Source organism: Mucilaginibacter sp. GW821-FHT07G05 (genome assembly GCF_059418565.1).
The window spans coordinates 132,419-153,655 of sequence record NZ_JBWKQC010000002.1 but is presented as its reverse complement, the minus strand read 5'-3'; the positions used below and the strand labels follow the sequence as shown (position 1 = coordinate 153,655).

Sequence of the window (21,237 nt, the reverse complement as noted above, 5' to 3'; positions counted from 1 at the left end):
AAGATTGCAATAAAGGACATCAATGCTTTAAAGCATTTTTATTAGTTATGGTAATTGATCTTCTATATATTTTTTCTTAATGTCACCTGGCATCCGCCATTCGATGCCAAAATCCTTTGTATAGAAATAATATAACTTGGAGACTGGCATGGCTTTGCCCGAGCTATTTGCATAAATAACATCAAATCGCATGAAAATGGTATCTTGTGGTATAAGGCTTCTTCTAAAAGGCATATTACAATAAATGGAATTTCCTTTCCCAGGGTCAATAGCATTATCAACTTTCATCACTGAGTTACTTTTCCTAACTTCATCTACTAATTTAGCGATAACATGCGTTCTAATTTCCACATTAATGGCGGGGCCAAGCCCTGAATTATAGATCGCAAAAACTATTTGAGAAGCCTTGTTAGCGGTATCCTTAAAATATGGAGAGATGGAATGATTACTTATAAGAGGGTTTCCTCTCGACTTGTATTTTATAATCGTATCCTTCGACAAATTTTCGATTAAAAATTTGTTCAGGCTTTTGTAATTGGGATCATAAGTATAACCTTTTCTTTCAATAGCTCGCAATATTTCTTGTTTACTCTTATTAACCGATAAATTGACGTCCTGAGCGTTGTTATCTTTCCTAATAAGCAGCAATACTTGAACAAAGGTCACAAAAAGAATTAAATAAACTGTCCAGTGAAGTCTACGATAGATTTTTTTTCGCCGGTCATAATAGTCACCCTTATAAATTAATGTAATTATTAGAACAACAAATTGTAATACGCCTAATGTCCAGTTCAAAAAGTCATTGGAAGATAAACATCGCTCTATGAGTACCATAAAATATTTTACTTACTATCCGGTTTTAAAACATTAGTTATTGCACTTATTGACGAGCCGGAATCTGAATCTTTAATATTTAAATATCCTGTCTGTCCACTTTCATAAATCGCTTTTGCAACTTCCATCATTAATGTATTTTTCACTTCAGTGTCCGAACTTCCAATACTATTAATAAATAAATCGAAGGAGTTTAGTGTATTTGCCCTATGACGGTTTAGCGTATGCAGATGGCGGCTAACGTTAAATTGCTTTATTAAAAAAGTGATTATAAAAATGAAAAAACTGATAATAAGTAATCGTTTAAGGTACTCTAAAGTAATTACCGTTGGACCGTGACTTGTATCAATTTTTATAAAATCATTCTCTTTTGGTATAAATAAAGAAAAGGCGATTAAGCTTAATATTATTGAGATTATCCAAAATACTGATTGATATAAATTATAATTTGCTTCCTGCAAAAACACTTTACTATATCTTTGAGTAGCCTCTGTAGCATTGATATCTTCATAAGCTTTAATTACGTTTTCAGTTTTTCTCTGTAAGTCCTCATAAGCTTGTTTAGCAGCGACAGCATCAATTAACGCAGTATTTGCATCACCCATTTGATGCAGCTGGTGATACAAATGTTTAAATTCACTTCCATCATCGACCAATCGACCGTAATATTGATCAACCTCCGAGTGGTGACTGCTGATTAATGCGCTATTTGGGCGATTCGGACCACGATACTCATTTGCAATTTTTTCGAAAAGTTGTCTAATATTATTAATCATGAAGTCCGCATTTTGACTATGTTCATTTCGCATTGTAGGGTCGATTGAATCAAACAATAATGCTAATGCCAACGTAGCGTAGAAAATCTTACGCACTTTATGTTCATCAATATCTTTTTTATAAGCACTGATTCTTTCAAGATTTAGAAATGCCGTAGTAAGGCTGTCTTGGGAAATAGTAGAATTAGTCATAGTAATAAGTTTAGATTATAAACATACAAATTTTAAAATATTCTTAACTTTACATCGCGAACGTTTACTGCTACATCCATGAATTTGGGCTTTGTTACCCTCAATAGAGACAAGCCCGGACATGGGTGTTTTTTCACCTGGTAGTGGTTAACGTTCGCAAAACAATATCAATATCGTCCGGGCTTTATTTTTAAATAGGATAATTAGCCGTAAGTACTTCAATCTTCCGCTTCAAATATCCACTTTTATTATTTACAGTCACATTTTGTTCGACCGACCACATATTCCAATTGTGCTGTTTTGCGTATCGCAATAATATTGGCGAAGGATAAGATGATAATAGGAACTTACCTTTTATATTACCAATCTTAACCAGCAAGTTTTCAAAGTCCTGTTCAGAATAGCCATCATAGTGGCCGCAATCGCTGTTGAAATAAGGCGGATCCAAATAGAAAAATGATTTTTCCGAATCCCTGCTGCCAATTACATATAGGGCATCGGCGCTCTCCAGTTGGACATTCTGCAATCTTATTGCATAGTCTTCAGTAAACCGGTCGCGATTATTAATGATCTTCTTAGTTGTAGTTTGATCAGTGCGGTCATAGCCAAAAGTACCGCCGAGCTGAGCGCTGAAACTTTGCGTGCTTAATACCCATACTGCCCAGGCCCTGGAAACTTCATCAAATAAATGCGGGTAATTATATATTACCGAGGCATTCTTGTGTAAATCCCGGCTATGCAGTGTTACCCTGATCATTTTCTCCAGGTCTACATATTTGTTCTGCACCACCCGGTAAAAATTAATCAGCTCTTTATTTGTATCGTTCAAAACTTCGATAGTTGAAGGAGGCTTAGCAAAGAAGACAGCAGCGCCGCCAACAAATGGCTCGCAATACAAAATGTGATCAGGGATAAGTGAAAGGATTTTTGTTGCTAATTTTTGTTTACCGCCGTAGTAGCTAATCGGCGTTTTTAAGTGAATTTTAGACATAATTTATTTGAGTTAACTGGCTTTGTTACTCAATAATAATGTCCAAAATTAGGCAGGTAAAGCTTGTATTAAAAGACGAATAAGGATTACGGCTATCTTGATGAACGGCCGTGTTTTCTAAACGCTTGAATAAACTGATAGATTAGATACGCATTTACAACTCTAAAGACATTCTCAATTAAAAGTGCGAAAGATGATATATGGTCTTTTGTGACAGCTGTAAAAAAGTCAGGACGATGAACAGGATTTAAGAAGTCAAAAAATAATGCTACCAGCCTAATAAAATTAGCCATCGAAGCTTTATCGAAGGATATTTTAAAGCCAAACGATAAACAAAAAAGGATATAGGCTGGTAAAGTTAACAGTAAAATACAACATAAAGCACGAACCCAATCTTGACCATGGTTATTCGTTAGTTTGTTTAAATATAAATTCAGTAATTCAGAATCGTCAGCAGACCAGTTCTCTCGCTGCCATTTTAACTCGTTAATGTATTCGTCCATATCACGGGCAAAGTATTTGTTAGCTGTAACCAAGTCGCCTTTTGCTTCATAAATTTTACGAAGCTGACCATAGCCCAATCTGGCCTGACCTATATCGCGCTTATCAAGAACTTCAATTTTCTGAGGCATACCAGTTCCTGCTAAAAAAACATCAACAATTTTTGAATTATAAAATATAAACTTACAACCATTGAATATGCAATCAATAAAAGTTGCTTTTCCAAAATCTGTGTTACGTATAGTTAATACTGGCTTTGTAAATACTTTCCTACCATTTTCGGGTGTTTGCTCAATAAATTCTACGGAAAAGCTTTCAAAACTAAAGCTAAATACGTTATAAACACATCTGATAGCTTTGAAAAATATTGCCCCATTATTTATCAGATTAAGAAAAGTCAGTTGGTTAGTAATCACTTTATAAAAATTGTAAATTTTATCTTTGGCAATCACACAATCTTCAATAATAAAATTGTTTATTATAAAATGTTGTTTGCTTAGGGAGTTGAAAATTAATGAATTTGAGAAGCTAACAATAGTAAGCGCATTAATGAAAAAGTGATTATCCATTTGCGTGCTTGATATCATAAATTGTATAACTTTTGGCTCAATATTAGAAATGAGCATATTTCCAGAAATAAAAAAAGTATTTTGAAACACTAAAGTTGCATCCTTCAAATCTGTATTTGCATCTAAGGCATCATGATCAATGAAATTACCTTCTTCAAAATAACGTTGCGCTCCGGTTCCAAGGATTTGCAATTCTTCCCGACAATAAATATAGCTAAAATCGAAAGTTTGAAAGAAAATACCGCCAGTTATGAGAATATAAATGTACGTTCCTGACACTTTACAGCCTGCAAGAAACGAGCCTCCGGCAATCTCTAAACCTTTATATTGTCCATAAACACTAAGAGTTTGATTAAACTTTCCTCCATTTATTCTAACAATGTTAACTTGCGAGAAGTTCGAAGAATCGTAAGTGATTTTCTGAAAATCACCTTCGAAAATGCTTAATTCAAATTGAGAGCTGTCATTAGTCCTAATAAATATGTCATTAAAAATCCCACCAGATATAATAAGTGGCAGTTCAAAATTACAATCTAAAATGAAGGCTTTTGGATATTCAATTAGCGGTTCTTCAATTTTCACCTCACCAATTATGTCACAATTTTTGAATTTGACAAAATCATCGTTGTAAATGTTGAATAATAGATCAGGATCTTGTTCATCAACAGGGTATAACTCGTAAAACAATTCATAATTTCTATCTAACTTGTAATGTCCAAGCCAAATTTTGATAAATTCTTCAGAAGTGATTACAATTCGCTCATTTTCCTGATACTCATTTAGGATGTTCATAATTGCTCGTTTACCAAAGATAATATTATAAAATATTAGTAAACAAAATCCCCGGCCTCGCGCCAGGGATTAATGATGAGTAAACCAAAAATTAAATTAACAGGATCTTTATGCTCTTACCTTTTTGGCGGCAATAGGTACCAGGTACGGAAAGTCACCGGCCACAAGCCGATCAGCTTCGTCCAGCGATAAATAGTCGAGATGGACTATATTGCCGTTCCAATGGTACTCACCAACGCCGTGGCCGTCCAGTACCTGGTATTTGCCGCTTATATCGGCGGATAATTGTTTAAGTGGCGTTTCCATTACGCAGCAGGTGTAAAGTTCAGGCCGGGCGTGTATAAGATACCATCACCGTAACAAGAAGCGGTTATTGTATAACCACGGTAGCCCTCGTTATTACCACTGGCCCAGCTCACCTTAAAGTGACAAGGGAATAGCTCAGAACCATATTGCATAACCTGGCCATCAGCCATTGACACGAACAAGATACCGGTAGAAGCATTGTACATCCTTTTTGCAGATATGTATTCCGCTTTTAAACCAGGGCACATGATCGTAACACTGCCTTTTGTGCTTTGGCTGTCAGTATCACCAACAACGTCATCTTTAGCCTCGCCCTTATTTTCGGTACCGTAAACTTTTTTCATGCATTTACCGGTTGCAAATGTGTGAGTAGTGGCTATTGATCCTGCGGTGATGGCTGTTGCAGCTGCATCATTTATGGCGACAGGTTTTTTGATACCTGCAGGCGAAAAATAGCTCATTAAAGCTATTCCGTGCATTGTGGCTAAACCGGAGGGATTCTCAACCCCGTCCTGGTGTAACATATCAACTAAATCTAATGGCATGTTTACAACGGTTTAAGTGCGTTTTGCCCTGAAATTAAGAGTACTTCTTTGGCGAGATCAGGGTTTTCTGCCAATGCTGCTGCCGAATGCGGCCATGATCCGTGATGCACCTCGTACTCAACGCCATCAACCTCAACCGTTGGACGTTCTGATTTCTCAACCTTTGCTTCGATAGCCTTTTTAAGCTTATCTTTCAATTCCTTGATGGTCGAAGTACTTTCTGATTTGAAACTGGCAAGGTTATCAGTCAAAGTTTTAATTTGACTATCCTTTAGCACGATGTCGTTATTTACAACGACAAGTTTGGCTTCCAAATCCGATTTTGCTTTTTCGAGCACCGCGATAGCGGGATCGGCTGGCACCGGCTGCTCTCCAAATGCTTCCAGATCTTTTAAAAACTTTTCGAGACCGGTTTTTTGATCACCATCCGCTTTGGCGATCAGAGCAGCGATCGATGCCCCCAGGGCACCGATCGTTAAAATTTTAGTGTTTGCCATTTTTATAACTGGTCAGAAACCCTTACTTTATCAAAATCACGGATCTGGGTACCGATCAGGCCGGTTATACCTGCATCCAGGTGATACATTTGCTCGATTGTGTTGATCTCGTTGATGTCATTCAACAAATCAGTACCTACCAACATCTCTGCGCGCGGAGCGTTGATTAATCTGCGGCTACCACCCAACCATAAAGCAGGAACAATTGGGTTCATGCGGTTGGTGTCTTTAAGGTAATAGATACCGGTTTCAAGATCACGCTCAGTGTATTTGCCCACTTTTTCTTCACGGTCATCAACCAAAAGGTCAAAATCTGTCCAGGAGCAGAATGTAGGAACTGGAACTTCACCGTCTCGCAGCTCCTCGTCCTGTGCACGCCACAATTTTTTAAATTGCGCGTATGCGCCTGAGCCGGAATTAATAACACCAGTAGTTACCGGCACTAAATCGCCTGCAGAGATACCGGCTGCGATTTTTGGAGCGAATCCTTCACAGATGGCAAGCATATTGGCGTTTGACCATTTTGCCGAAGTTGAGTACGGTGTTTGCCCGGCTGTAGTTACAGCAGTACATTGCCAGTATTCAATCTCGCCGTCATCCGGGTTGGCAATGCTAATTTTGTCACCTATTTGGTATACCGTAGCAGCGTTGTACGCATTGAAACCGGCTTTACCAACGCCGAAATAGATAGTTTTACGGTTAATTTGCGAAGACATCTGCGCGATAACCTGAGCCCACGTATAATCAGCGAAAGGTATACGCTTATTCTTGGCACCTTCACCACGACCGCGCATTTCAGCCATAAAGGTATTGCGATAATCTTTGGGGAATATCTGAATATCACGCTGAAACTCCTCAACTTGTAATACCCTTGGAGTATAGTTGATATCGTTCGCTTTAGGTTTAAAAACGCCGGTTGCAGGTTTAACACCATTGCCGATCGTTAATTTGGTGAGGTTTACCTTGTTTTTTACGTCCTCAACCAGGGTAAGGTCTTTTGCAGCGGTTATACCACGGTAAAGCTTACCGAACAGGTCTTTTTGATAAGTGCCTGCCCACGCTGCCAATGCAGCTACGTTTGGATTTTTTGCCATTATTCTTCGCTCCCTTCAAATTCAGCTTCCAGCTCACGATCGTAATCGCTCATAAAAGCTGCATTGCTATTATCTTTTACGATCGGTTTACCTTCAGATTGGTTTTTAGATGTTGGTTTTGTAGGTTTTTCGCCGGGCTGATCACCGTACTCAGCAGCTAATTTTTCAGCAGCTGTACGAGCTGTGGCTTCTTTGTTGCGATCAGCAACTAAAGCGGTGATGGCCTCGGCCAGTGTGGTTTTTTCGTTGCCTTTACCAAGGGCAGCATTGATGGCAGTTAAGCCGGTTTCTAAAGCGTCGGCATTGTTATTTGCCTCCTCGAAATGGGCAGTACTGATCACTACCACATTATCGTGTCCTTCCGCCTTAAATTCTTCGTTAACCCCTTCAATCTCCTCTTTGGTGATCTCCTCGGCTTTCTTAGTTTTTATTGCGGTCAGTTTCTTAAATTTTGATCCGAATAATGACATATTTAAATTTTGTTGATTTGCAAATTCTTCGCTTTCAGCGCGGGACCTGATGCTATCAAGTACTGATTGCTGATTTCCGATCGCGTCAATCAGGCCGAGATCTATGGCTTTTTGTGCTAAATAGACCTGGCCTGATATTGGTTCGGTGGCGTAGGTTTCGCCGGCATCATTTTTATGCTCGGTGAGCTGCAGCTTATCTCCACGCAATTCTCTCACCTTGGCCATGAATATTTCATTGGTAGGGTTTACTATATTGGTTTTGATAGGGATATAATTGCCTTTCAGGGCCTCAATTTGATCAGCGTTTTTATGGGGTGATGTATCCGCCGGGATGTAATGGGTAACAACCGGGCTTCCCTTGCTGTAATCTTTATAATTTACAGCAGTACCGATACTTCCTATCTCGACCGTACCTGAACTGGCTGTGATCCGGCAAGGGCAGGCTACCCAATATCCGGCAGAGCAGAGCATTCCGGTCACTAAAACTTCTACAGGCTTAAGTAACGACGCGGCCAGCACGATATCGAACAGCTCATTAGTGCCCTCTACCGTACCGCCCGGCGTATTCATTTTTAACATCACGCCGATAATGCTTGGCGACATCATTGCATCGTTGATCCAGGCGCCAATACTGTCGGTGCCGGGGGATCCGCAATAATCGTCCATCATCATCGGGCCTTCGATATTGATTACCGCTATAGAGCCTTCAGGAGCGTCATTATATATGCCTTGATTTGATATCAGGCTATTTTCAGCTTTTAAAACAAATTTTTCCCCTTCCTTAGTGAAGCCCAGCGCTTCGAAAACATCCCGCTCGGCTTTTTTATTTTCTTCGAACCAGGCAACGCGATCTCCGTTTAAAAAACGCTCCGCCATTTGGTATAAAGAGCCGGTAACACGGTCATCAAGTAACCAGGTGCTGCGGTGAAGGGTTATTGCGAGTTTATTAAGTCTCATGGATAGTACAATTATACCGGGTATTGAATTGCGTAAAAGGACAGCTATGGGATTAGCCGGAGGGCTCTTTTACTTGTTTTGCCGGCAAAACTGATGGCAGTTCCATTCCGCCCGGGTACGGTACTTTGGGTATTACTATCAATACCTATATCTAATGGCTGTTCTGGGGTACCTACAATCCGAACCATTCCGTTAGGCCTGGTAACACGAAGTATATAGCGCTGCCTGGTGTGCAGATCCTGCAGGCCTTCTTCGATCTCGTCCTCATCACCAGGGACAAAACCAACGACCGATTGATTTTGATATTCGCCGTTTACATCATTTACCTGCTGCTGCCGGTGGCCCATTGTATCCTGGGAGCAGTAGATGTTTTGCCAGCTGTAGCCGTTGTACAATTCAATAGCTGCTGCTGATATTTTTAATTCAGAAGTAGGAGCGAATACTTTTACCTGCCATGAGGGCACGTAATCAATCGATACGAGCGAGCCGTAGTTCTCACCAAGGAAACGGTTAATTGCCATGGTGTAAAGGTGCCATGGCTATGGTTTGTAATAAAGGACAGTGACCGAAGCCTACTGTTGGGGGCTAAAATTGGTTGTATTAGCGGACAAATTGCGCAAAACCTGTATAAAATGCATAAAATCAGGCGCTTAACAGTGGCAACTTTAAACGCTGGCACGCTTTGTAAACCGTTTCATAGGGAAGATCGTCTTCAGTGATATCATAAACCTTTAAAATATCATAAATTATCTCCCTTTTTTCAAAGTATTGATACAGGTCAGGATCTTGCAGCACCTGTATGCGCTGCCGGCTGGAAGTTTTCTGCTTAATATAAAGTTCCCGGTATTTCTTTAAACCGATTCGATTTTTGATTTGCCACGAATACATGGCGATCTCCTCAATCAGCTCGAGCTTGATCATCTCGTTAAATTCCACGATAGAACTATTGGACAGGTATAGGCCTTTGCGAAAAGCATAGTCACGGCAGATCCCGACCGTTAGAACAGCGCCGTAGTTAAGGTTACTTTTTTGGTAGATGACAGGCATCCTGTCGAGGAGACAAAACAGGATCTTACCAATACGATCCTCCTTGCTTATCTGCCAGACATCCTCCTGATATCTTGCGGCAATAAATTTCTTTACATACGGTTTAACCGGTACGGAGATAGTGTACATAGCTTGCTTAAAAGGGACTTAAATATATTATAATATTTATTACAAAAAAATACACTCAAGACCTACTAATCAGGCCATTCTAAGAACTTTTCCCAGCCCTGTAACAACCTGAACCTAATACAATTCTTTAACTTATTAACCGGCACAAATCATACTGATTTACAATCAGTTAATTCATTAACCGGAGCAAAAAAAATCATTAACTGGTAACATTCGATTTATTAACCGGCTTTTCAGTTAAGAAATTTCTTTAACTCTTTAAAAAAGTTAATAAAATTTAATTAACTCTTTAACTTTTAAACTCCTTGATTTCAGTAGTTTAAAATAGAAATTACATTTCGGTTAAGAAGTTAATAAATTTAGTTGCATCTTTAATCAAGGGGTTGCAAGGGGCAAAAAGCGGCCAAGCCGCCCAGCAATGTATAAGGTGTTTAACGGCGCTGCCGTTTCACAGTTAGTTTAGTACGATGTGTGTATTAAATCGACCTGAAAGGTGTTTTGGAGGCCCTGAGAATAGCATAAAACAAAGTGAGCTTGCCCGTTGTCTTAAATATTAAATCTCAGGAAGATAATTGATCTAACTACCAATTGTCAATAACTCTTCTATTCTTGTTGTATAACGTTTACTTAGAAACCCTTGCCGCATCATCCAGGGTTTTTCGTAACCCATAGCTGCAAAGCGTAAAGTGTCTTTACCCATTACCTTATTAATCTTATCTGCCAGTTTAGATGCCTTAAGCATCTTTTCGCGCTTATTATTGTCTTCAAGTAAGTATAATTGCCCGGCAGCAGCGGGTGTTAACTTTGTCATAAATACGCCAACCTTTTGATATGGATATCCTGGCTTGTAAATACGCTTCAGGCATTGCACAGCATAATGAATAAGATCCTGGGTTAAATTAGAGGGTATTGCAAAATCGATAGTGTGAGCTGCACTTTTAAGTTTATCTACTACCTCGAATTGACTGGTCATTAAAAAAACTTGGATCTGCCCGCATAGTGAACCCTGCTCCCTAAGCTTGGGCGCGGAGTTTTGTACAAAGGCGCATAAAGCATCTTCAATAATGTTATAGCTATCGGTTTTCTCGCCGAAACTTGACAACGTGCGGGCCATACTTCGGGTTATCAGGCATTAGATAAACCTTACCTAAATGCTCGATATAGCAAGCTAATATGTGTTGTCCGTTTAAAACAGCCACAATGATATCACCAGGTAAAGGCGTTAAGCTCCTATCAACCACTAAGAGATCATGCGACTCGATGCCGGAATATTGCATGCAATCACCGGTTACCCGCACGTAAAATGTCGCTTCGGGATGATTTGACACGTATTCGTCCAGGCTGATTCTATCCTCCTCATAATCGGTGCCAGGGCTTTCAAACGCTGCATGTATCCAAAATCCTGCCAATGGCCTCTTCAACTCACCTTTTAGATACTTTTTTATAATCATTAGAATGGCAATTTATCGTTGCTATCACCCTTTGGACTAAGGTGTTCCCAAAGTTCAAAGGAGCAATTCACTTCGGTAAGATCTTCTTCATATTGCGGATAAAAAGGCTTGCCGGTAGTTTCCTTTTTACTGCACAAAGGCGGGCTAATGTTTTTTATCGAATCCATTGCATGATAATTTTATTACAAATTCATGCTAATTATATTAGCATTTGCAAGCGGTGTGGATAATATAAATGAACATTATTTTAAATTGTAATCTACCAACTCATTTTAAGTTATGGGAGTAAGTTTATACATTTGGTTTTGAACCTTAAACATATAACTATTAAACCTCAAATAATGAGAAGACTTGACCTTATCAATGCAGTGAATCGGGTAACACACGCAATTAAAGATTCTGATTTATTAAAAGTCATTTCCACTGAGAAACCTACAATTGAGTCTTTCCTTCAATGTTTTCAGACTTTCCAAATGCATACTTCAAAATTTGGGCGTAATGAAATTGAAGTAATGATTGCGTTGGATTTAGGCCAACTCCTTGAATTAAGAAATTGGAGTAGTTATTTGATGCAAGATAAAAACGGGCCTGTTCCTGTGTTTAGACGTTTAAGATTTTTAATCGAATACCTTCCAACTGTGGTAGAGCTGCTGAAGCAGCATAATGTTAAATACAATGAAATCAATGACGTTCTTAAGGAAAGTTCAGATATTGAAGGTAAGATTATGTTAACGGTGATTTTACCTGAAAATGAAGCAGAACAATCCACACCGGCCCGGTTAACAAATGTGCTCACAGCCGTAGAAGAATTTTACAAAGTATTTGCAACAATATTAGATCTAAATAACAGTGATTTGACTGTTGTGGCAATTGATTCGGGAAGCGACAAATCTTTTGACTTTTTGGGTGCAGCCAAACTGATTCAAGAAGTAAAGGAACTAATTATAACGTTATGGGATCGTGTGGTTTTCTATCGGGAAAGACAATTTTCCGAGAGAATTGAATTAATTACAAAATCTTTACCAGTAATTGATAGAATACATGAAATGCAAAATGAGAGAAAGCTCAGTCCTGAAAGTTGTGAGCTATTAAAACGAGGTGTCCTAAATGGAGTAGACAAGTTTTTATCGGCTGGTGCTATTATCCCAGAATTGGAAACCTATGCTACAAATAGTCCGAGACAACTTATGGCACCAGAACAAAAACTTATTAGTACTAATTCTCCTTACAAGACAGAGATAGGTGAAGAACCACGTTCACCAAGTGATTTCCTAAAATCAATGTCACCTGAGGATATTAAGAAATTAAAAGATTTGCTGAAAGACAATGGAGACGAGCTAACATCTGATTGATTATTAAGACTCAGATGTTAATCAAATAAAAGCCAACTATTCAGCTGGCTTTTATTTGTTCCATAGAAATCGAGCTTGCGACCAAGAGTAGTTCTTTTTCAAAAAATCCAACCATCTCATTGATTTTAACTAATCGAGGCCATTCAGTATTTTTTTCAAGAAGCTCGATACTTTCCAAATCTCCTATTTCGTTAAACCAACGCTGTATAATCACAAAATCCCTACCCTTAACTGAATCATGCCACCAAGAATATTTTCGAAATATTGACGACCAATTAGGCGTTGGTATAGGCTTATCCGGCATTTATTGTTTTCTTTAATTCATCTAATTCAAATTTCACAGCGTTATAATTTAATTTATAACGGGTTCGGGAGGCTTTCAGGCTTTTTAATTCCTTTAACAACGCATCCCGCTCTTCACGCAAACGCTTAGCATAATCAAGGTTATATTTAAGCTTAGTCTCCATTTCCTGCCGATCCTTCGCCATTAGTTCAATCGCGTCAGCGATACGCATGATGGCACCTGTTTGTAGATAATCTGTAGACAAAGTTTCGCCTGGTTCAAGCATTGAGCCCCAATTACTGCGGCTTTTATCTTTCCAATTGTGTCGTTCTTTTTGTGCCATTATCGCGGATCCTCCAAAGCTTCATAATCTTCATACTCAAAAACAAACAGGTCGGCATCTAATATTTCTATTCCGCAAGTACCATCCATTGGCCACCAGCCTTCTCTATTTTTGAAGGCACTTTTAAGCCCTTCAAGGTTAACAGTGGAGTTTACCTGGATGTAATTAATTTCCCGGGCCAACTGTTTGAGAAAAGCGATTACAACATCGTTGTTATTTTCATTAAGTCGCTCATTGCCACCGTCCCAAAACATGATCATTTCTCGCATCAACTCTTTGATGCTATAAATTTTATCACCGTCCTTGATTACGTAATCGAAGTTGATAGATACTTGGCACTTCCACCAGGTAGGGCCATAATTAACGGTAAAAGATTTTGTACTCATTTGTTTATGTTAAAAGGGTAATTCGTCTTCGTTATTTGTATTGGCAGATACTTCCTGCTCTGCCGGCAGCTCATTACGAGTTTGGATAAAAAACATTTCTTTAGTGACTTTTTGCGCGCCCGGAACAGCTTCCCAGGAGTTAGTAGCTTCCACGTACATTTTTGTCTCAACCTTTTTAATGATCTTACCACTTGTATTTTGGTATTGCTTAGGATTAAGCACATAGGTGTAATACCTACAAAATGCCTTTGCCTTCGTCATGAAAGTTTGCGGCGTCACCTTATTACCGTTGAACTTCTGGTAATCTCGATACGCCTCTTCACGAACAAAAAAGGTATCGAGGCGGCCGCTCTCTTCGCTGAAGTATACCAGTGCCCAATCGTGGAAGTTGCCCATTACCGAGAGCAGGTTGCGTTTGTTGACATTGCCCATTGCCGGCCGTATTTTCTCGTCGGTACCCAAAAAGAACTTTAAGCAATGCAGCATCACCAGGTAATAACTATTCCACTGGCAATGATCAAAGTCGGTAAACAAGGTCATGCCCAAATCAGTAGTAGGATCACGCAGCTCCTTATAGTCATCTGTTTCGCCTTTGTTATGGTAATAATCGCTGAAAACAGTATAAACCATCCGGCGCTCGGTACTGGGGCCGAGGTCGCGCGGCGTGTAATTAGTAGTAAAGGCAAATTTTCCCGACTTTTCAAACGGAATAGAAAAAGGCTTTTTACCCTTCGGATTAACATTCATGTCACCGGTAATATCAGTGTAGAAAGAATCGATTTTCAGGTATTCATGAGCATCATCGACCAGATAATAGCGATGGTGCTCCGAGGCGCCATCAAATTTGTGCGGATCATCCGTTAGTTTGGGGTTACGACCATTGATGTAAAAGTTTTTAGGCAACATCGTACGCATGGCCATATCAAATAAAATCGACTTACCTGAGCCACCATGGCTTTTGCCGTCATCATTAATTTTATTATCCTGTGCCCATACAAACCAACCTTTGTTGCGTGCCTTGAAACGATGTAGCAAAAAGCCAATAGCAAAAATTTTATTGACCAGATGTTGCTTTTGCTCCTCAATTTCGTCCGGATTAAGGTTTGGCCCATCAATAGAGAATTTATGATCAATCAGGTATTGTTCCTGATCTTTGGGTGAAAGGTTGCCCATACGATACTCCAGCTCTTCCCTCCAGTGAACACGACTTGTTTGTACCAGGTACTGAAGGAAAGCACATTTTTTATCGTTTATAACAATATCATAAGTACCCAATTCATCACGGGTAATAGTAAAAGGCTCTTCGACGTGTTTCTCCAGGCGATGCTTCAGTAATTCCTCCTCCCAAATATATCTTTCAACAGCGCCGGGTTTATGATAGATGAGCTGATCAGCCGTTACCTCCACGGTGAGATTAGTAAAAAATATAAATTGGCTCTCGCGGGTAAAATCATTAAAATTGATATTGCGGAATTTTAACCTGGTAAGTGAGGTGTTATTAAGCCGGCTCGTGTTCATCATCGAGTTTCGCAAGGCCTTATCGAAATAACGATCTTCTAAAAAATCATGTATGAAATCTTGTATCTGATCACCATCGGTTTCATAAATAATATTTCCCATCTGCCTGATGTATACCCAATCGGTTTTTTTATCACCATAAGCCAAACGGCCAAACCCATTTTTAGCCAAAAAGTTATAAGCCTGAACGTTATCAAAATCGTATTTATAGCCGGCAAAAAAACGGTTTTCGCCCTTACCTTCATATTCGGCCCGTTTTTCCCAAAAGCGATACGGCAAGGCCACCTCCACCAATTTTTTAAACTCTTTAGCTTTGTAATGATTGAGGTAGTCACGTACATCTTTGCAAGAGCTACCGCGGGCATCCTTATATTTTTTCAACTCCTCCGGTAGCTCAATACAATACATATCGAGGTAAAGCATATTTAACTCATGGGCGGCACGTTTGCCGGTAGCGTCAATATCAGGCAATTGAAAAAACTTCTCTACCATGATAGAGATCTTATCAAACTGATATTGCTGAAGCTTAGCAGTCTCGCTGTTTAGCCATATAACACGATAGCCGAGCAAGGCAACGTTAATCGCGTCTGATCCGCCGGTGCATAAAATTACCTCGGGAAGTTTGGGGTCTTTCTTCTTTTTATCTGATTTGCTATTTCCGCGATCTTCATCTTCAGCGTCAGAATTTTGTTCTTCGTCAATCAGCTTTTTACGTTCATCAAAAACTTTATTTAGTTGAGTCAGGCCATGTATAAAATCTTTTGGTTTTTCGCCGGCGTACATAAAGCGGCGACCTTTATCCGGGTGTTTGGGTTGATATATTTTTTGATGGCTACCTTCATCGATCAAAAACATAGGGTAAGCATCCGTAGCGGAAAAGGTCATTTTACGCCGGTCTTTCACAAGTGAGTAGCTTACGAGCGGATGCCAGTGGTATTCTCTAAAAGTCTCGTCAATCTTAGTAGCCGACCAATTCGCCGATTTTTCGTCATGGCTCTTCCAGCCCAATTTGCTGAGCACTTTTTTACTGACAATTGTCTCTACTTCAAAATCAGTAAATTGGCTTTTATCACGGATTTCCCAACTCCATTTTCCTTCCTGATCCTCGGGCGCCGCCGGTGCTTCGGAATATTCAGCCCTGAACAATTCTGCTTGTTTTTCGATTGGGATGATATTGTAAATGGCTGCCAGCTCCCTTATTGCCTCCAAAAAATCAAGGCCTTTTTCTTTCATATAGCAGCCAATACCATTACGTGGCTCCTGGTCGTCACCAAAGTCAGTCACTAACCAGTTACCATCATCAGCTTTTTTCAGGCTTGCCGAAGCCGTTTTTTCTTCATGTATCTTAAATTTTCGTGAACGTTGTACATCGCTGCCTATGGCTTGGGGATACAATGCAAATATTATATCCAATCCGCCATTGGTAGCGTTCAAAATATCTTTAGCATCAATATAGTTACTGCCCTGCATGGGGTTAGTTGGGTTTAATTTGGTTAGTTTAGAGGGGGGAGATTTACGAGTTATCCAACAACTCGTCGAAAGCGCTGCACCACAGTTATCACACAAAAAGGAATATAGATATACACCACTTCAGTTATCATGTAACCATCCTTATTGAAGATAGACCGCTCATGGCCGATGCCAATCATAAAAATAAAACGAAAAAAGAATCTACGCTTGTCGATTGCTTTAAAGGCTGTTTTGGACATAACTACTTACAGTTGTTTTTATAATTCTGGTACTCTTTTTTTAAATGGCGATTTCGTTGCCGCCTGTTTATCTCGGTAACAGTTATAGCCAGCGCATCAACTATTACCAGTATAATGATCATCAGAAGTGGTGTCATAACTTTAGTTATCTATTCCATGGCGGAGTTTATAATTTGCTATTGCTTCCTGCGGATCACGGCCTTGTTTAATGTAGATCACAGTTTTATGATCTACCCGTACTGCTACCTTACCAACCATTGCAGGAACGCCAGCAGGTTTAAGCGACGTAGTAATGCGAGATGAAACATTTTCGGGTACCGTTACCGCATTTAAGATTCGATTTAAACGGCGTTGGGCTTCTTCTTTCTCAAATGCCTCTCGTTGCGCCTTACGCTGCTTATTTGCTTTCAATACCGCCAGCTGCTCGTTTTTTTCAGCCCTTGCTTTTGCTTGTAGTTGGCGTTTTTTTAATTGCTGCACTTTACGTTGTTCCTGCCGCGCGTCTCGTGCCCTTATTGCTTCAGCATCTAACTTTTTACGACCAGCCCTGCGTTTTTTAGCAAACAATGGCTCAGGTGTACTGTCAGGTACAATTCTTTTAGCCGGTCTTTTAGAACTTTCCGGTGCACTTGCAGATTTTCTTGTCTGATAATCTTCCCAGCTTTCAGCACGTACCTCACCGGAATAGTAAATACGTTCATTAGGGCTTAATTGAGTAAAATCCATATATAGTTTAAATTAATTAGCGCTTTAAATAAAGCCGCTGTTGCCTTGCGCCGCAGCGGCTTAAACCTAAACCTTATCACATAACCCTAATGAAAGGGTTGAGGCAAAATGGGAATCGAACCCTTTGAATGACTACCCATCAGTCATTTTGCCTTAAACAAGGGCGGGCCACCACTCCCGCCCTGTAGGAAAACCTCCACACTGTTCGCTTTCCATAGAATACCGGCGGCACCAAACCGGCTTTTAAACCTAAACCTTATCACATCTAATGAATAAAGAACAAGTACCTGTATCTTAATAATATTTATAAATGCGGTCGAGCACATCATCGAGCTCAATTTCTATTTGATCTAACCGGGCTTTTAACTGATCATCTGTAAAACCACCGTGTTTAATCATTATGTCTTTCCAATAGGTAAGGCCTTTCGAGTAAATGATTATGGCTTTGTACTGGCTCCGAGTGCGCAATCCGGGGAAACGATAGCAATAGACCATTTGTATCTCACGGCGTTGTAGCAACAAGCCGTTGATCACAAACCATAACTCATTCATGCGGCACCCCTTTCATTTCATGACAGAAATAAATAATTGGCCTGATTAGGTTAACATAGGTGCTATGATGCCTTGAGCGTTGGCTCGGTGCAATCTGCCGGATTTGGTCTTCGATTTGCAAAACCAAAGTGCAGACTTGCTTTAGCGAGGTTTTACTGTAGCTATCGATACGCTCTTTTAAAGCTTCAGCAGCAATAGATCTACTGTCACCCACATGGTTAAAAACATTGATCCTTTGGCCGATCCAGTTTTTAAGCGTATCTGCTATATACAAGCGATTGTAGAAATAGACCAGGCGTAACGCCTCGCTTTTATCTGCAACAGTCACCGGGTCAATTTTATGGCCGTCGGGATAATTAATTACCAATTGCAAATGGAATTGATCGATGGGTGTAGCTTCTGCGTAAATCATATAAGGTTTTTTTGAATGGCCAGTTTTACCAGGTCTTGCTTGTTCATCAAGCCGGACTTCTCACGGATATGTTTGAGGTGAACTTTTACTGTTTCTTCACTGATTGCAAGCTCACTCGCGATCTCTTTATCGTAAAGGCACTTGCCTACACATGCCAATACATCTATCTCCCTACGCGTTAATACCCTGCCCTCTCCTACTTTCAAGCCATCACATAGCTTTCCTTCGGCAGGGCAGATGCCACGTAAAGGACATGGCCAATATTCAGTGTGGCGAAAAACGCCGTTCACAACGTCCGCCTCGCCATCAAAAGCACCGAAGCAGCAGCTGCAGTACTTTTCTCTTAATTCGTCTTGAGTTTCGTAGCCTAAATTTACCAGTGCCTCCAGCTTCAATGGATTTGCCGCCATGTCATGATCAATTAGGACCTTAATAGGTTCCGGCGCCTCATTAATCCTATACACATTGCCGCCTGTTAAGCAATAGCACTTTTCCTGATCTAAAGGGTTATTGAAAAACTCAATATCATCATTTAAAAGGCCGGCAGGTATATTCCGAGTTATCATAGTGAAGCCAATGATTGCTTTTTTGCCTGAATTGCTTGCTTATGGGCTTCTACCATCGATACCGCTTCCAAAATAACTTCGTCGTTCGCGGCCATACCAGATAAAATATTGCGGAGGCTTCCTGCCTTGATATTGAATTTATTAGCTAATTCCTTTCTTGCGCTGGAAGGCAGATTTTCTCTAATTTTTTGTAATTCCTCTTTAGTCCAGTTCATACCACTATTAGGTTATTGTATAAATGAGGCACAAATGACAACTTCGTGCATTACAAATGTCATACAAATGATTAACAAATGCAAGCATTTGCATTACAAATGCAATGTATAGATTAACATTAAGACTTAATTAATTGACATTCAGTACAATATTTTTACTCAATGTCAAGTAGATCAGTCCACCCATTAGGAGAAATAATTAAAAAAGCTATAAAGGAAACGGGTATTGCCCAATCTAAAGTGGCCGAGCGAATGGGAGTACCGCGTCAAACGATAAATCAAATTGATCTTAGAAAATCGTTTGATTTAGAGTTTTTACAAAAACTTAAAAACGCTACCGGACTTGACTATACAAATTATGTATTCGAGCCTAAAAGCAAAAGGTACGTTGACCTAAATACAATAAACAAGCCGCTGGAGCCGATTGGCACCTTGGATAAAGCAACAAATACAATCGAGCTATCGCTTTCATTAAAGATTAATGCAGATCAGGACGATCTTAGCAAATTGAGCGATTTGATTGCGTCTTTCAAAGGGGAAGCTATTAAGCACGGATTTATATTGAAATAACCTAAACTATGAAAGTATTTTTAAGCTGGTCCGGTAATCGGAGTAAGCACATAGCAACGACATTAAGAGATTGGCTCCCATTAGTATTACAAGCCGTGGAGCCATGGATATCAGTTGATATCGAAAAAGGCCAAAAGTGGAATGATGAACTTTCAAACGCACTTAAATCCTCTAAGGTCTGCATTATATGTCTAACCAAAGACAATATTCAATCTCAATATATTCATTATGAAGCAGGGGCAATTAGTAGCAATGACTCGTCCCGAAATTGTATTTTTTTATATGATGTAGCGGATCGGGATATTACAAACCCTCTTTCCGCATTTCAGAATACGAAATTTGAAAAGGATGATATTTTTAAACTAATAGATAATATTAATAATTTATTAAAAGATCAAGGTGAAGTGCACCTTAATGAAAAACTGTTATCGAGGAACATTGACATTCACTGGCCCTCTTTAGAAAAAGAATTAAAGGCCACACCCGAAATAGACAAAGTAATTGAACAGCGGTCAAACGAGGATGTATTGGATGAAATTCTGAGCATTGTAAGACAATTGAACAACCCTGGTACTGATTATGATCGATGGATTGGTGCGATGGAAGAAAATTATATGCGATCATTATCTACAAAATCACTTGTCAGAAATGCGATGCAAGCAGGTGTTGAATATGGGGGACTGCGTTCAAAGTTGGATAGTTATTTAAACCATAAAAATATAGATCGCGAATCTGCATTAAATGATATCGAAAAAATCACAAAAGTAATTAATTCAGTACATAAAAGTGATTACACTTTAAAACAAGTAGAAGTTGGAATACAGAGTTATTTTTCTAAAATCGATCGATCTAAAACATCATAATTGGTTCGCTACATCATTCTAAATAATTGATAATGAATATGCTTTTCGCGCCAGGTGGGCGCACATCGTTAAAAACCCGCTTTACAGCACGTAGGGCGGGTTTTTTTGTCTTGCAAAAGTGGGTTAGGATCACCCGCGGCACCGTGACCGTTACATATTTGTTACGGGATTTACATAGTTTTTTGTTGAACTTGACGCCTCCATGTAACAAATATGTAACGGGATTTGGCGTCATAATTAATGTAAATTATGGCTACGACCGTAAGTGCAAGAATTTATTCGCACCATGAAAAATCTGACGGCACCTTCAATGTGAAGTATGTCGTCTACCGCAAGGGGGAAAGAAAATTTATGGATTCCAGTGGCGAGAAATAAATGCAAAATGAATGTTGATCATGTAGCTGTAGCATTGGGTCACGTTGGCATAGACATGAAATGGCATATATACTGATAAAGATTTGCAAATTGTGGCGATGCATAGAAGCAGGTTTTAGAACTCTTTAGTCAATTCAATCAGGAACCGAATAATCTTTTGACCATTGCCCCCATTACCACCAGGAGATTTATGAGGATGATCAGTGCACAGCATCT

The 21,237-nt window shown here is 39.5% G+C and carries 27 protein-coding genes; 3 read left to right on the top strand and 24 right to left on the bottom strand.

All coding sequences use genetic code 11. The annotated features are described in order from the left end of the window. Window positions 1-45: 45 nt before the first annotated feature. From AC07NA_RS05060 to AC07NA_RS04995, 14 genes are all read right to left on the bottom strand, one after another. Entirely contained in the window at window positions 46-795 is a 750-nt protein-coding gene (locus AC07NA_RS05060) for a hypothetical protein (RefSeq protein WP_494896238.1), read from the bottom strand. A 47-nt stretch (window positions 796-842) separates the two neighbouring features. Next, window positions 843-1,802, bottom strand: a complete 960-nt coding sequence (locus tag AC07NA_RS05055; protein ID WP_494896236.1) for a hypothetical protein — start codon at window positions 1,800-1,802, stop codon at window positions 843-845. A gap of 190 nt (window positions 1,803-1,992) precedes the next feature. Next, window positions 1,993-2,793 (bottom strand): DNA adenine methylase, encoded by an 801-nt coding sequence (locus AC07NA_RS05050; RefSeq protein ID WP_494896234.1) that lies wholly within the window; start codon window positions 2,791-2,793, stop codon window positions 1,993-1,995. Between the two features lie 92 nt (window positions 2,794-2,885). Further along, window positions 2,886-4,655 carry a hypothetical protein gene (locus AC07NA_RS05045; protein ID WP_494896232.1) on the bottom strand — a complete coding sequence of 590 codons (1,770 nt, stop codon included), beginning with the start codon at window positions 4,653-4,655 and terminating at the stop codon, window positions 2,886-2,888. Window positions 4,656-4,763: 108 nt separating this feature from the next. Beyond that, entirely contained in the window at window positions 4,764-4,961 is a 198-nt protein-coding gene (locus AC07NA_RS05040; RefSeq protein WP_494896231.1) for a hypothetical protein, read from the bottom strand. Continuing rightward, complete coding sequence (locus tag AC07NA_RS05035; protein WP_494896229.1) at window positions 4,961-5,506, bottom strand: hypothetical protein; 546 nt, start codon at window positions 5,504-5,506, stop codon at window positions 4,961-4,963. Before AC07NA_RS05035 ends, AC07NA_RS05040 begins: the two co-directional genes overlap by 1 nt. A gap of 2 nt (window positions 5,507-5,508) precedes the next feature. Beyond that, window positions 5,509-6,003 carry a hypothetical protein gene (locus tag AC07NA_RS05030; RefSeq protein ID WP_494896227.1) on the bottom strand — a complete coding sequence of 165 codons (495 nt, stop codon included), beginning with the start codon at window positions 6,001-6,003 and terminating at the stop codon, window positions 5,509-5,511. Between the two features lie 2 nt (window positions 6,004-6,005). Continuing rightward, entirely contained in the window at window positions 6,006-7,097 is a 1,092-nt protein-coding gene (locus AC07NA_RS05025) for a hypothetical protein (protein ID WP_494896225.1), read from the bottom strand. Beyond that, window positions 7,097-8,524, bottom strand: a complete 1,428-nt coding sequence (locus AC07NA_RS05020) for a S49 family peptidase (RefSeq protein WP_494896223.1) — start codon at window positions 8,522-8,524, stop codon at window positions 7,097-7,099. Before AC07NA_RS05020 ends, AC07NA_RS05025 begins: the two co-directional genes overlap by 1 nt. A 44-nt stretch (window positions 8,525-8,568) precedes the next feature. Next, window positions 8,569-9,045, bottom strand: a complete 477-nt coding sequence (locus AC07NA_RS05015; RefSeq protein WP_494896221.1) for a hypothetical protein — start codon at window positions 9,043-9,045, stop codon at window positions 8,569-8,571. A 121-nt stretch (window positions 9,046-9,166) separates the two neighbouring features. Next, complete coding sequence (locus AC07NA_RS05010) at window positions 9,167-9,700, bottom strand: hypothetical protein (protein WP_494896219.1); 534 nt, start codon at window positions 9,698-9,700, stop codon at window positions 9,167-9,169. A gap of 577 nt (window positions 9,701-10,277) precedes the next feature. Further along, window positions 10,278-10,814, bottom strand: coding sequence for a DinB/UmuC family translesion DNA polymerase (locus tag AC07NA_RS05005; protein ID WP_494896217.1), 537 nt, complete (start codon window positions 10,812-10,814; stop codon window positions 10,278-10,280). Then, window positions 10,774-11,151 (bottom strand): LexA family protein, encoded by a 378-nt coding sequence (locus tag AC07NA_RS05000; protein WP_494896215.1) that lies wholly within the window; start codon window positions 11,149-11,151, stop codon window positions 10,774-10,776. The genes AC07NA_RS05005 and AC07NA_RS05000 overlap by 41 nt, the downstream gene beginning before the upstream one ends. Then, on the bottom strand, window positions 11,151-11,318 hold the full coding sequence (locus AC07NA_RS04995; protein ID WP_494896213.1) for a hypothetical protein: 168 nt from the start codon (window positions 11,316-11,318) through the stop codon (window positions 11,151-11,153). The genes AC07NA_RS05000 and AC07NA_RS04995 overlap by 1 nt, the downstream gene beginning before the upstream one ends. A gap of 174 nt (window positions 11,319-11,492) precedes the next feature. Between AC07NA_RS04995 and AC07NA_RS04990 the strand changes: the two genes are divergently transcribed. Next, window positions 11,493-12,503, top strand: coding sequence for a hypothetical protein (locus AC07NA_RS04990; protein ID WP_494896211.1), 1,011 nt, complete (start codon window positions 11,493-11,495; stop codon window positions 12,501-12,503). Between the two features lie 40 nt (window positions 12,504-12,543). Here AC07NA_RS04990 and AC07NA_RS04985 read toward each other — a convergent pair whose 3' ends face one another. The 10 genes from AC07NA_RS04985 to AC07NA_RS04940 form a co-directional block, all read right to left on the bottom strand. Beyond that, window positions 12,544-12,807, bottom strand: coding sequence for a hypothetical protein (locus AC07NA_RS04985; protein ID WP_494896209.1), 264 nt, complete (start codon window positions 12,805-12,807; stop codon window positions 12,544-12,546). Further along, window positions 12,797-13,129 (bottom strand): hypothetical protein, encoded by a 333-nt coding sequence (locus tag AC07NA_RS04980; RefSeq protein WP_494896207.1) that lies wholly within the window; start codon window positions 13,127-13,129, stop codon window positions 12,797-12,799. The genes AC07NA_RS04985 and AC07NA_RS04980 overlap by 11 nt, the downstream gene beginning before the upstream one ends. Continuing rightward, on the bottom strand, window positions 13,129-13,515 hold the full coding sequence (locus tag AC07NA_RS04975) for a DUF2528 family protein (protein WP_494896205.1): 387 nt from the start codon (window positions 13,513-13,515) through the stop codon (window positions 13,129-13,131). The genes AC07NA_RS04980 and AC07NA_RS04975 overlap by 1 nt, the downstream gene beginning before the upstream one ends. Before the next feature lie 9 nt (window positions 13,516-13,524). After that, window positions 13,525-16,503 (bottom strand): primase-helicase family protein, encoded by a 2,979-nt coding sequence (locus AC07NA_RS04970; protein ID WP_494896203.1) that lies wholly within the window; start codon window positions 16,501-16,503, stop codon window positions 13,525-13,527. A gap of 241 nt (window positions 16,504-16,744) precedes the next feature. After that, a complete protein-coding gene (locus AC07NA_RS04965; RefSeq protein ID WP_494896201.1) occupies window positions 16,745-16,879 on the bottom strand; it encodes a hypothetical protein in 135 nt (44 codons plus the stop codon). Window positions 16,880-16,883: 4 nt separating this feature from the next. Further along, a complete protein-coding gene (locus AC07NA_RS04960; protein ID WP_494896199.1) occupies window positions 16,884-17,468 on the bottom strand; it encodes a hypothetical protein in 585 nt (194 codons plus the stop codon). Window positions 17,469-17,762: 294 nt separating this feature from the next. Further along, on the bottom strand, window positions 17,763-18,020 hold the full coding sequence (locus AC07NA_RS04955) for a hypothetical protein (RefSeq protein WP_494896197.1): 258 nt from the start codon (window positions 18,018-18,020) through the stop codon (window positions 17,763-17,765). Beyond that, the gene (locus AC07NA_RS04950; RefSeq protein WP_494896195.1) at window positions 18,013-18,432 is read right to left on the bottom strand and encodes a hypothetical protein; all 420 of its coding nucleotides are present in this window, start codon (window positions 18,430-18,432) and stop codon (window positions 18,013-18,015) included. The genes AC07NA_RS04955 and AC07NA_RS04950 overlap by 8 nt, the downstream gene beginning before the upstream one ends. Beyond that, window positions 18,429-18,998 (bottom strand): response regulator transcription factor, encoded by a 570-nt coding sequence (locus tag AC07NA_RS04945; protein WP_494896193.1) that lies wholly within the window; start codon window positions 18,996-18,998, stop codon window positions 18,429-18,431. The genes AC07NA_RS04950 and AC07NA_RS04945 overlap by 4 nt, the downstream gene beginning before the upstream one ends. Further along, window positions 18,995-19,213, bottom strand: a complete 219-nt coding sequence (locus tag AC07NA_RS04940) for a hypothetical protein (protein WP_494896191.1) — start codon at window positions 19,211-19,213, stop codon at window positions 18,995-18,997. Before AC07NA_RS04940 ends, AC07NA_RS04945 begins: the two co-directional genes overlap by 4 nt. A 162-nt stretch (window positions 19,214-19,375) precedes the next feature. Between AC07NA_RS04940 and AC07NA_RS04935 the strand changes: the two genes are divergently transcribed. Together AC07NA_RS04935 and AC07NA_RS04930 are read left to right on the top strand one after the other, a co-directional pair. Next, a complete protein-coding gene (locus AC07NA_RS04935; protein WP_494896189.1) occupies window positions 19,376-19,783 on the top strand; it encodes a helix-turn-helix transcriptional regulator in 408 nt (135 codons plus the stop codon). Window positions 19,784-19,791: 8 nt separating this feature from the next. Beyond that, window positions 19,792-20,646: a TIR domain-containing protein gene (locus AC07NA_RS04930; RefSeq protein ID WP_494896187.1), complete on the top strand. Its 855-nt coding sequence runs from the start codon at window positions 19,792-19,794 to the stop codon at window positions 20,644-20,646. The last annotated feature ends 591 nt before the right edge of the window (window positions 20,647-21,237 follow it).

Bases quoted from the DNA above. Each gene is read 5' to 3' on its own strand.
- AC07NA_RS04995 (WP_494896213.1), bottom strand. From the start codon at position 11,318: ATGGATTCGATAAAAAACATTAGCCCGCCTTTGTGCAGTAAAAAGGAA.
- AC07NA_RS05035 (WP_494896229.1), bottom strand. From the start codon at position 5,506: ATGCCATTAGATTTAGTTGATATGTTACACCAGGACGGGGTTGAGAAT.
- AC07NA_RS05015 (WP_494896221.1), bottom strand. From the start codon at position 9,045: ATGGCAATTAACCGTTTCCTTGGTGAGAACTACGGCTCGCTCGTATCG.
- AC07NA_RS05045 (WP_494896232.1), bottom strand. From the start codon at position 4,655: ATGAACATCCTAAATGAGTATCAGGAAAATGAGCGAATTGTAATCACT.
- AC07NA_RS04975 (WP_494896205.1), bottom strand. From the start codon at position 13,515: ATGAGTACAAAATCTTTTACCGTTAATTATGGCCCTACCTGGTGGAAG.
- AC07NA_RS04945 (WP_494896193.1), bottom strand. From the start codon at position 18,998: ATGATAACTCGGAATATACCTGCCGGCCTTTTAAATGATGATATTGAG.
- AC07NA_RS04980 (WP_494896207.1), bottom strand. From the start codon at position 13,129: ATGGCACAAAAAGAACGACACAATTGGAAAGATAAAAGCCGCAGTAAT.
- AC07NA_RS04940 (WP_494896191.1), bottom strand. From the start codon at position 19,213: ATGAACTGGACTAAAGAGGAATTACAAAAAATTAGAGAAAATCTGCCT.
- AC07NA_RS05010 (WP_494896219.1), bottom strand. From the start codon at position 9,700: ATGTACACTATCTCCGTACCGGTTAAACCGTATGTAAAGAAATTTATT.
- AC07NA_RS04990 (WP_494896211.1), top strand. From the start codon at position 11,493: ATGAGAAGACTTGACCTTATCAATGCAGTGAATCGGGTAACACACGCA.
- AC07NA_RS04985 (WP_494896209.1), bottom strand. From the start codon at position 12,807: ATGCCGGATAAGCCTATACCAACGCCTAATTGGTCGTCAATATTTCGA.
- AC07NA_RS04930 (WP_494896187.1), top strand. From the start codon at position 19,792: ATGAAAGTATTTTTAAGCTGGTCCGGTAATCGGAGTAAGCACATAGCA.
- AC07NA_RS05040 (WP_494896231.1), bottom strand. From the start codon at position 4,961: ATGGAAACGCCACTTAAACAATTATCCGCCGATATAAGCGGCAAATAC.
- AC07NA_RS04970 (WP_494896203.1), bottom strand. From the start codon at position 16,503: ATGCAGGGCAGTAACTATATTGATGCTAAAGATATTTTGAACGCTACC.
- AC07NA_RS05020 (WP_494896223.1), bottom strand. From the start codon at position 8,524: ATGAGACTTAATAAACTCGCAATAACCCTTCACCGCAGCACCTGGTTA.
- AC07NA_RS05000 (WP_494896215.1), bottom strand. From the start codon at position 11,151: ATGATTATAAAAAAGTATCTAAAAGGTGAGTTGAAGAGGCCATTGGCA.
- AC07NA_RS04950 (WP_494896195.1), bottom strand. From the start codon at position 18,432: ATGATTTACGCAGAAGCTACACCCATCGATCAATTCCATTTGCAATTG.
- AC07NA_RS05005 (WP_494896217.1), bottom strand. From the start codon at position 10,814: ATGGCCCGCACGTTGTCAAGTTTCGGCGAGAAAACCGATAGCTATAAC.
- AC07NA_RS05030 (WP_494896227.1), bottom strand. From the start codon at position 6,003: ATGGCAAACACTAAAATTTTAACGATCGGTGCCCTGGGGGCATCGATC.
- AC07NA_RS05055 (WP_494896236.1), bottom strand. From the start codon at position 1,802: ATGACTAATTCTACTATTTCCCAAGACAGCCTTACTACGGCATTTCTA.
- AC07NA_RS04960 (WP_494896199.1), bottom strand. From the start codon at position 17,468: ATGGATTTTACTCAATTAAGCCCTAATGAACGTATTTACTATTCCGGT.
- AC07NA_RS04965 (WP_494896201.1), bottom strand. From the start codon at position 16,879: ATGACACCACTTCTGATGATCATTATACTGGTAATAGTTGATGCGCTG.
- AC07NA_RS04935 (WP_494896189.1), top strand. From the start codon at position 19,376: ATGTCAAGTAGATCAGTCCACCCATTAGGAGAAATAATTAAAAAAGCT.
- AC07NA_RS05025 (WP_494896225.1), bottom strand. From the start codon at position 7,097: ATGGCAAAAAATCCAAACGTAGCTGCATTGGCAGCGTGGGCAGGCACT.
- AC07NA_RS04955 (WP_494896197.1), bottom strand. From the start codon at position 18,020: ATGAATGAGTTATGGTTTGTGATCAACGGCTTGTTGCTACAACGCCGT.
- AC07NA_RS05050 (WP_494896234.1), bottom strand. From the start codon at position 2,793: ATGTCTAAAATTCACTTAAAAACGCCGATTAGCTACTACGGCGGTAAA.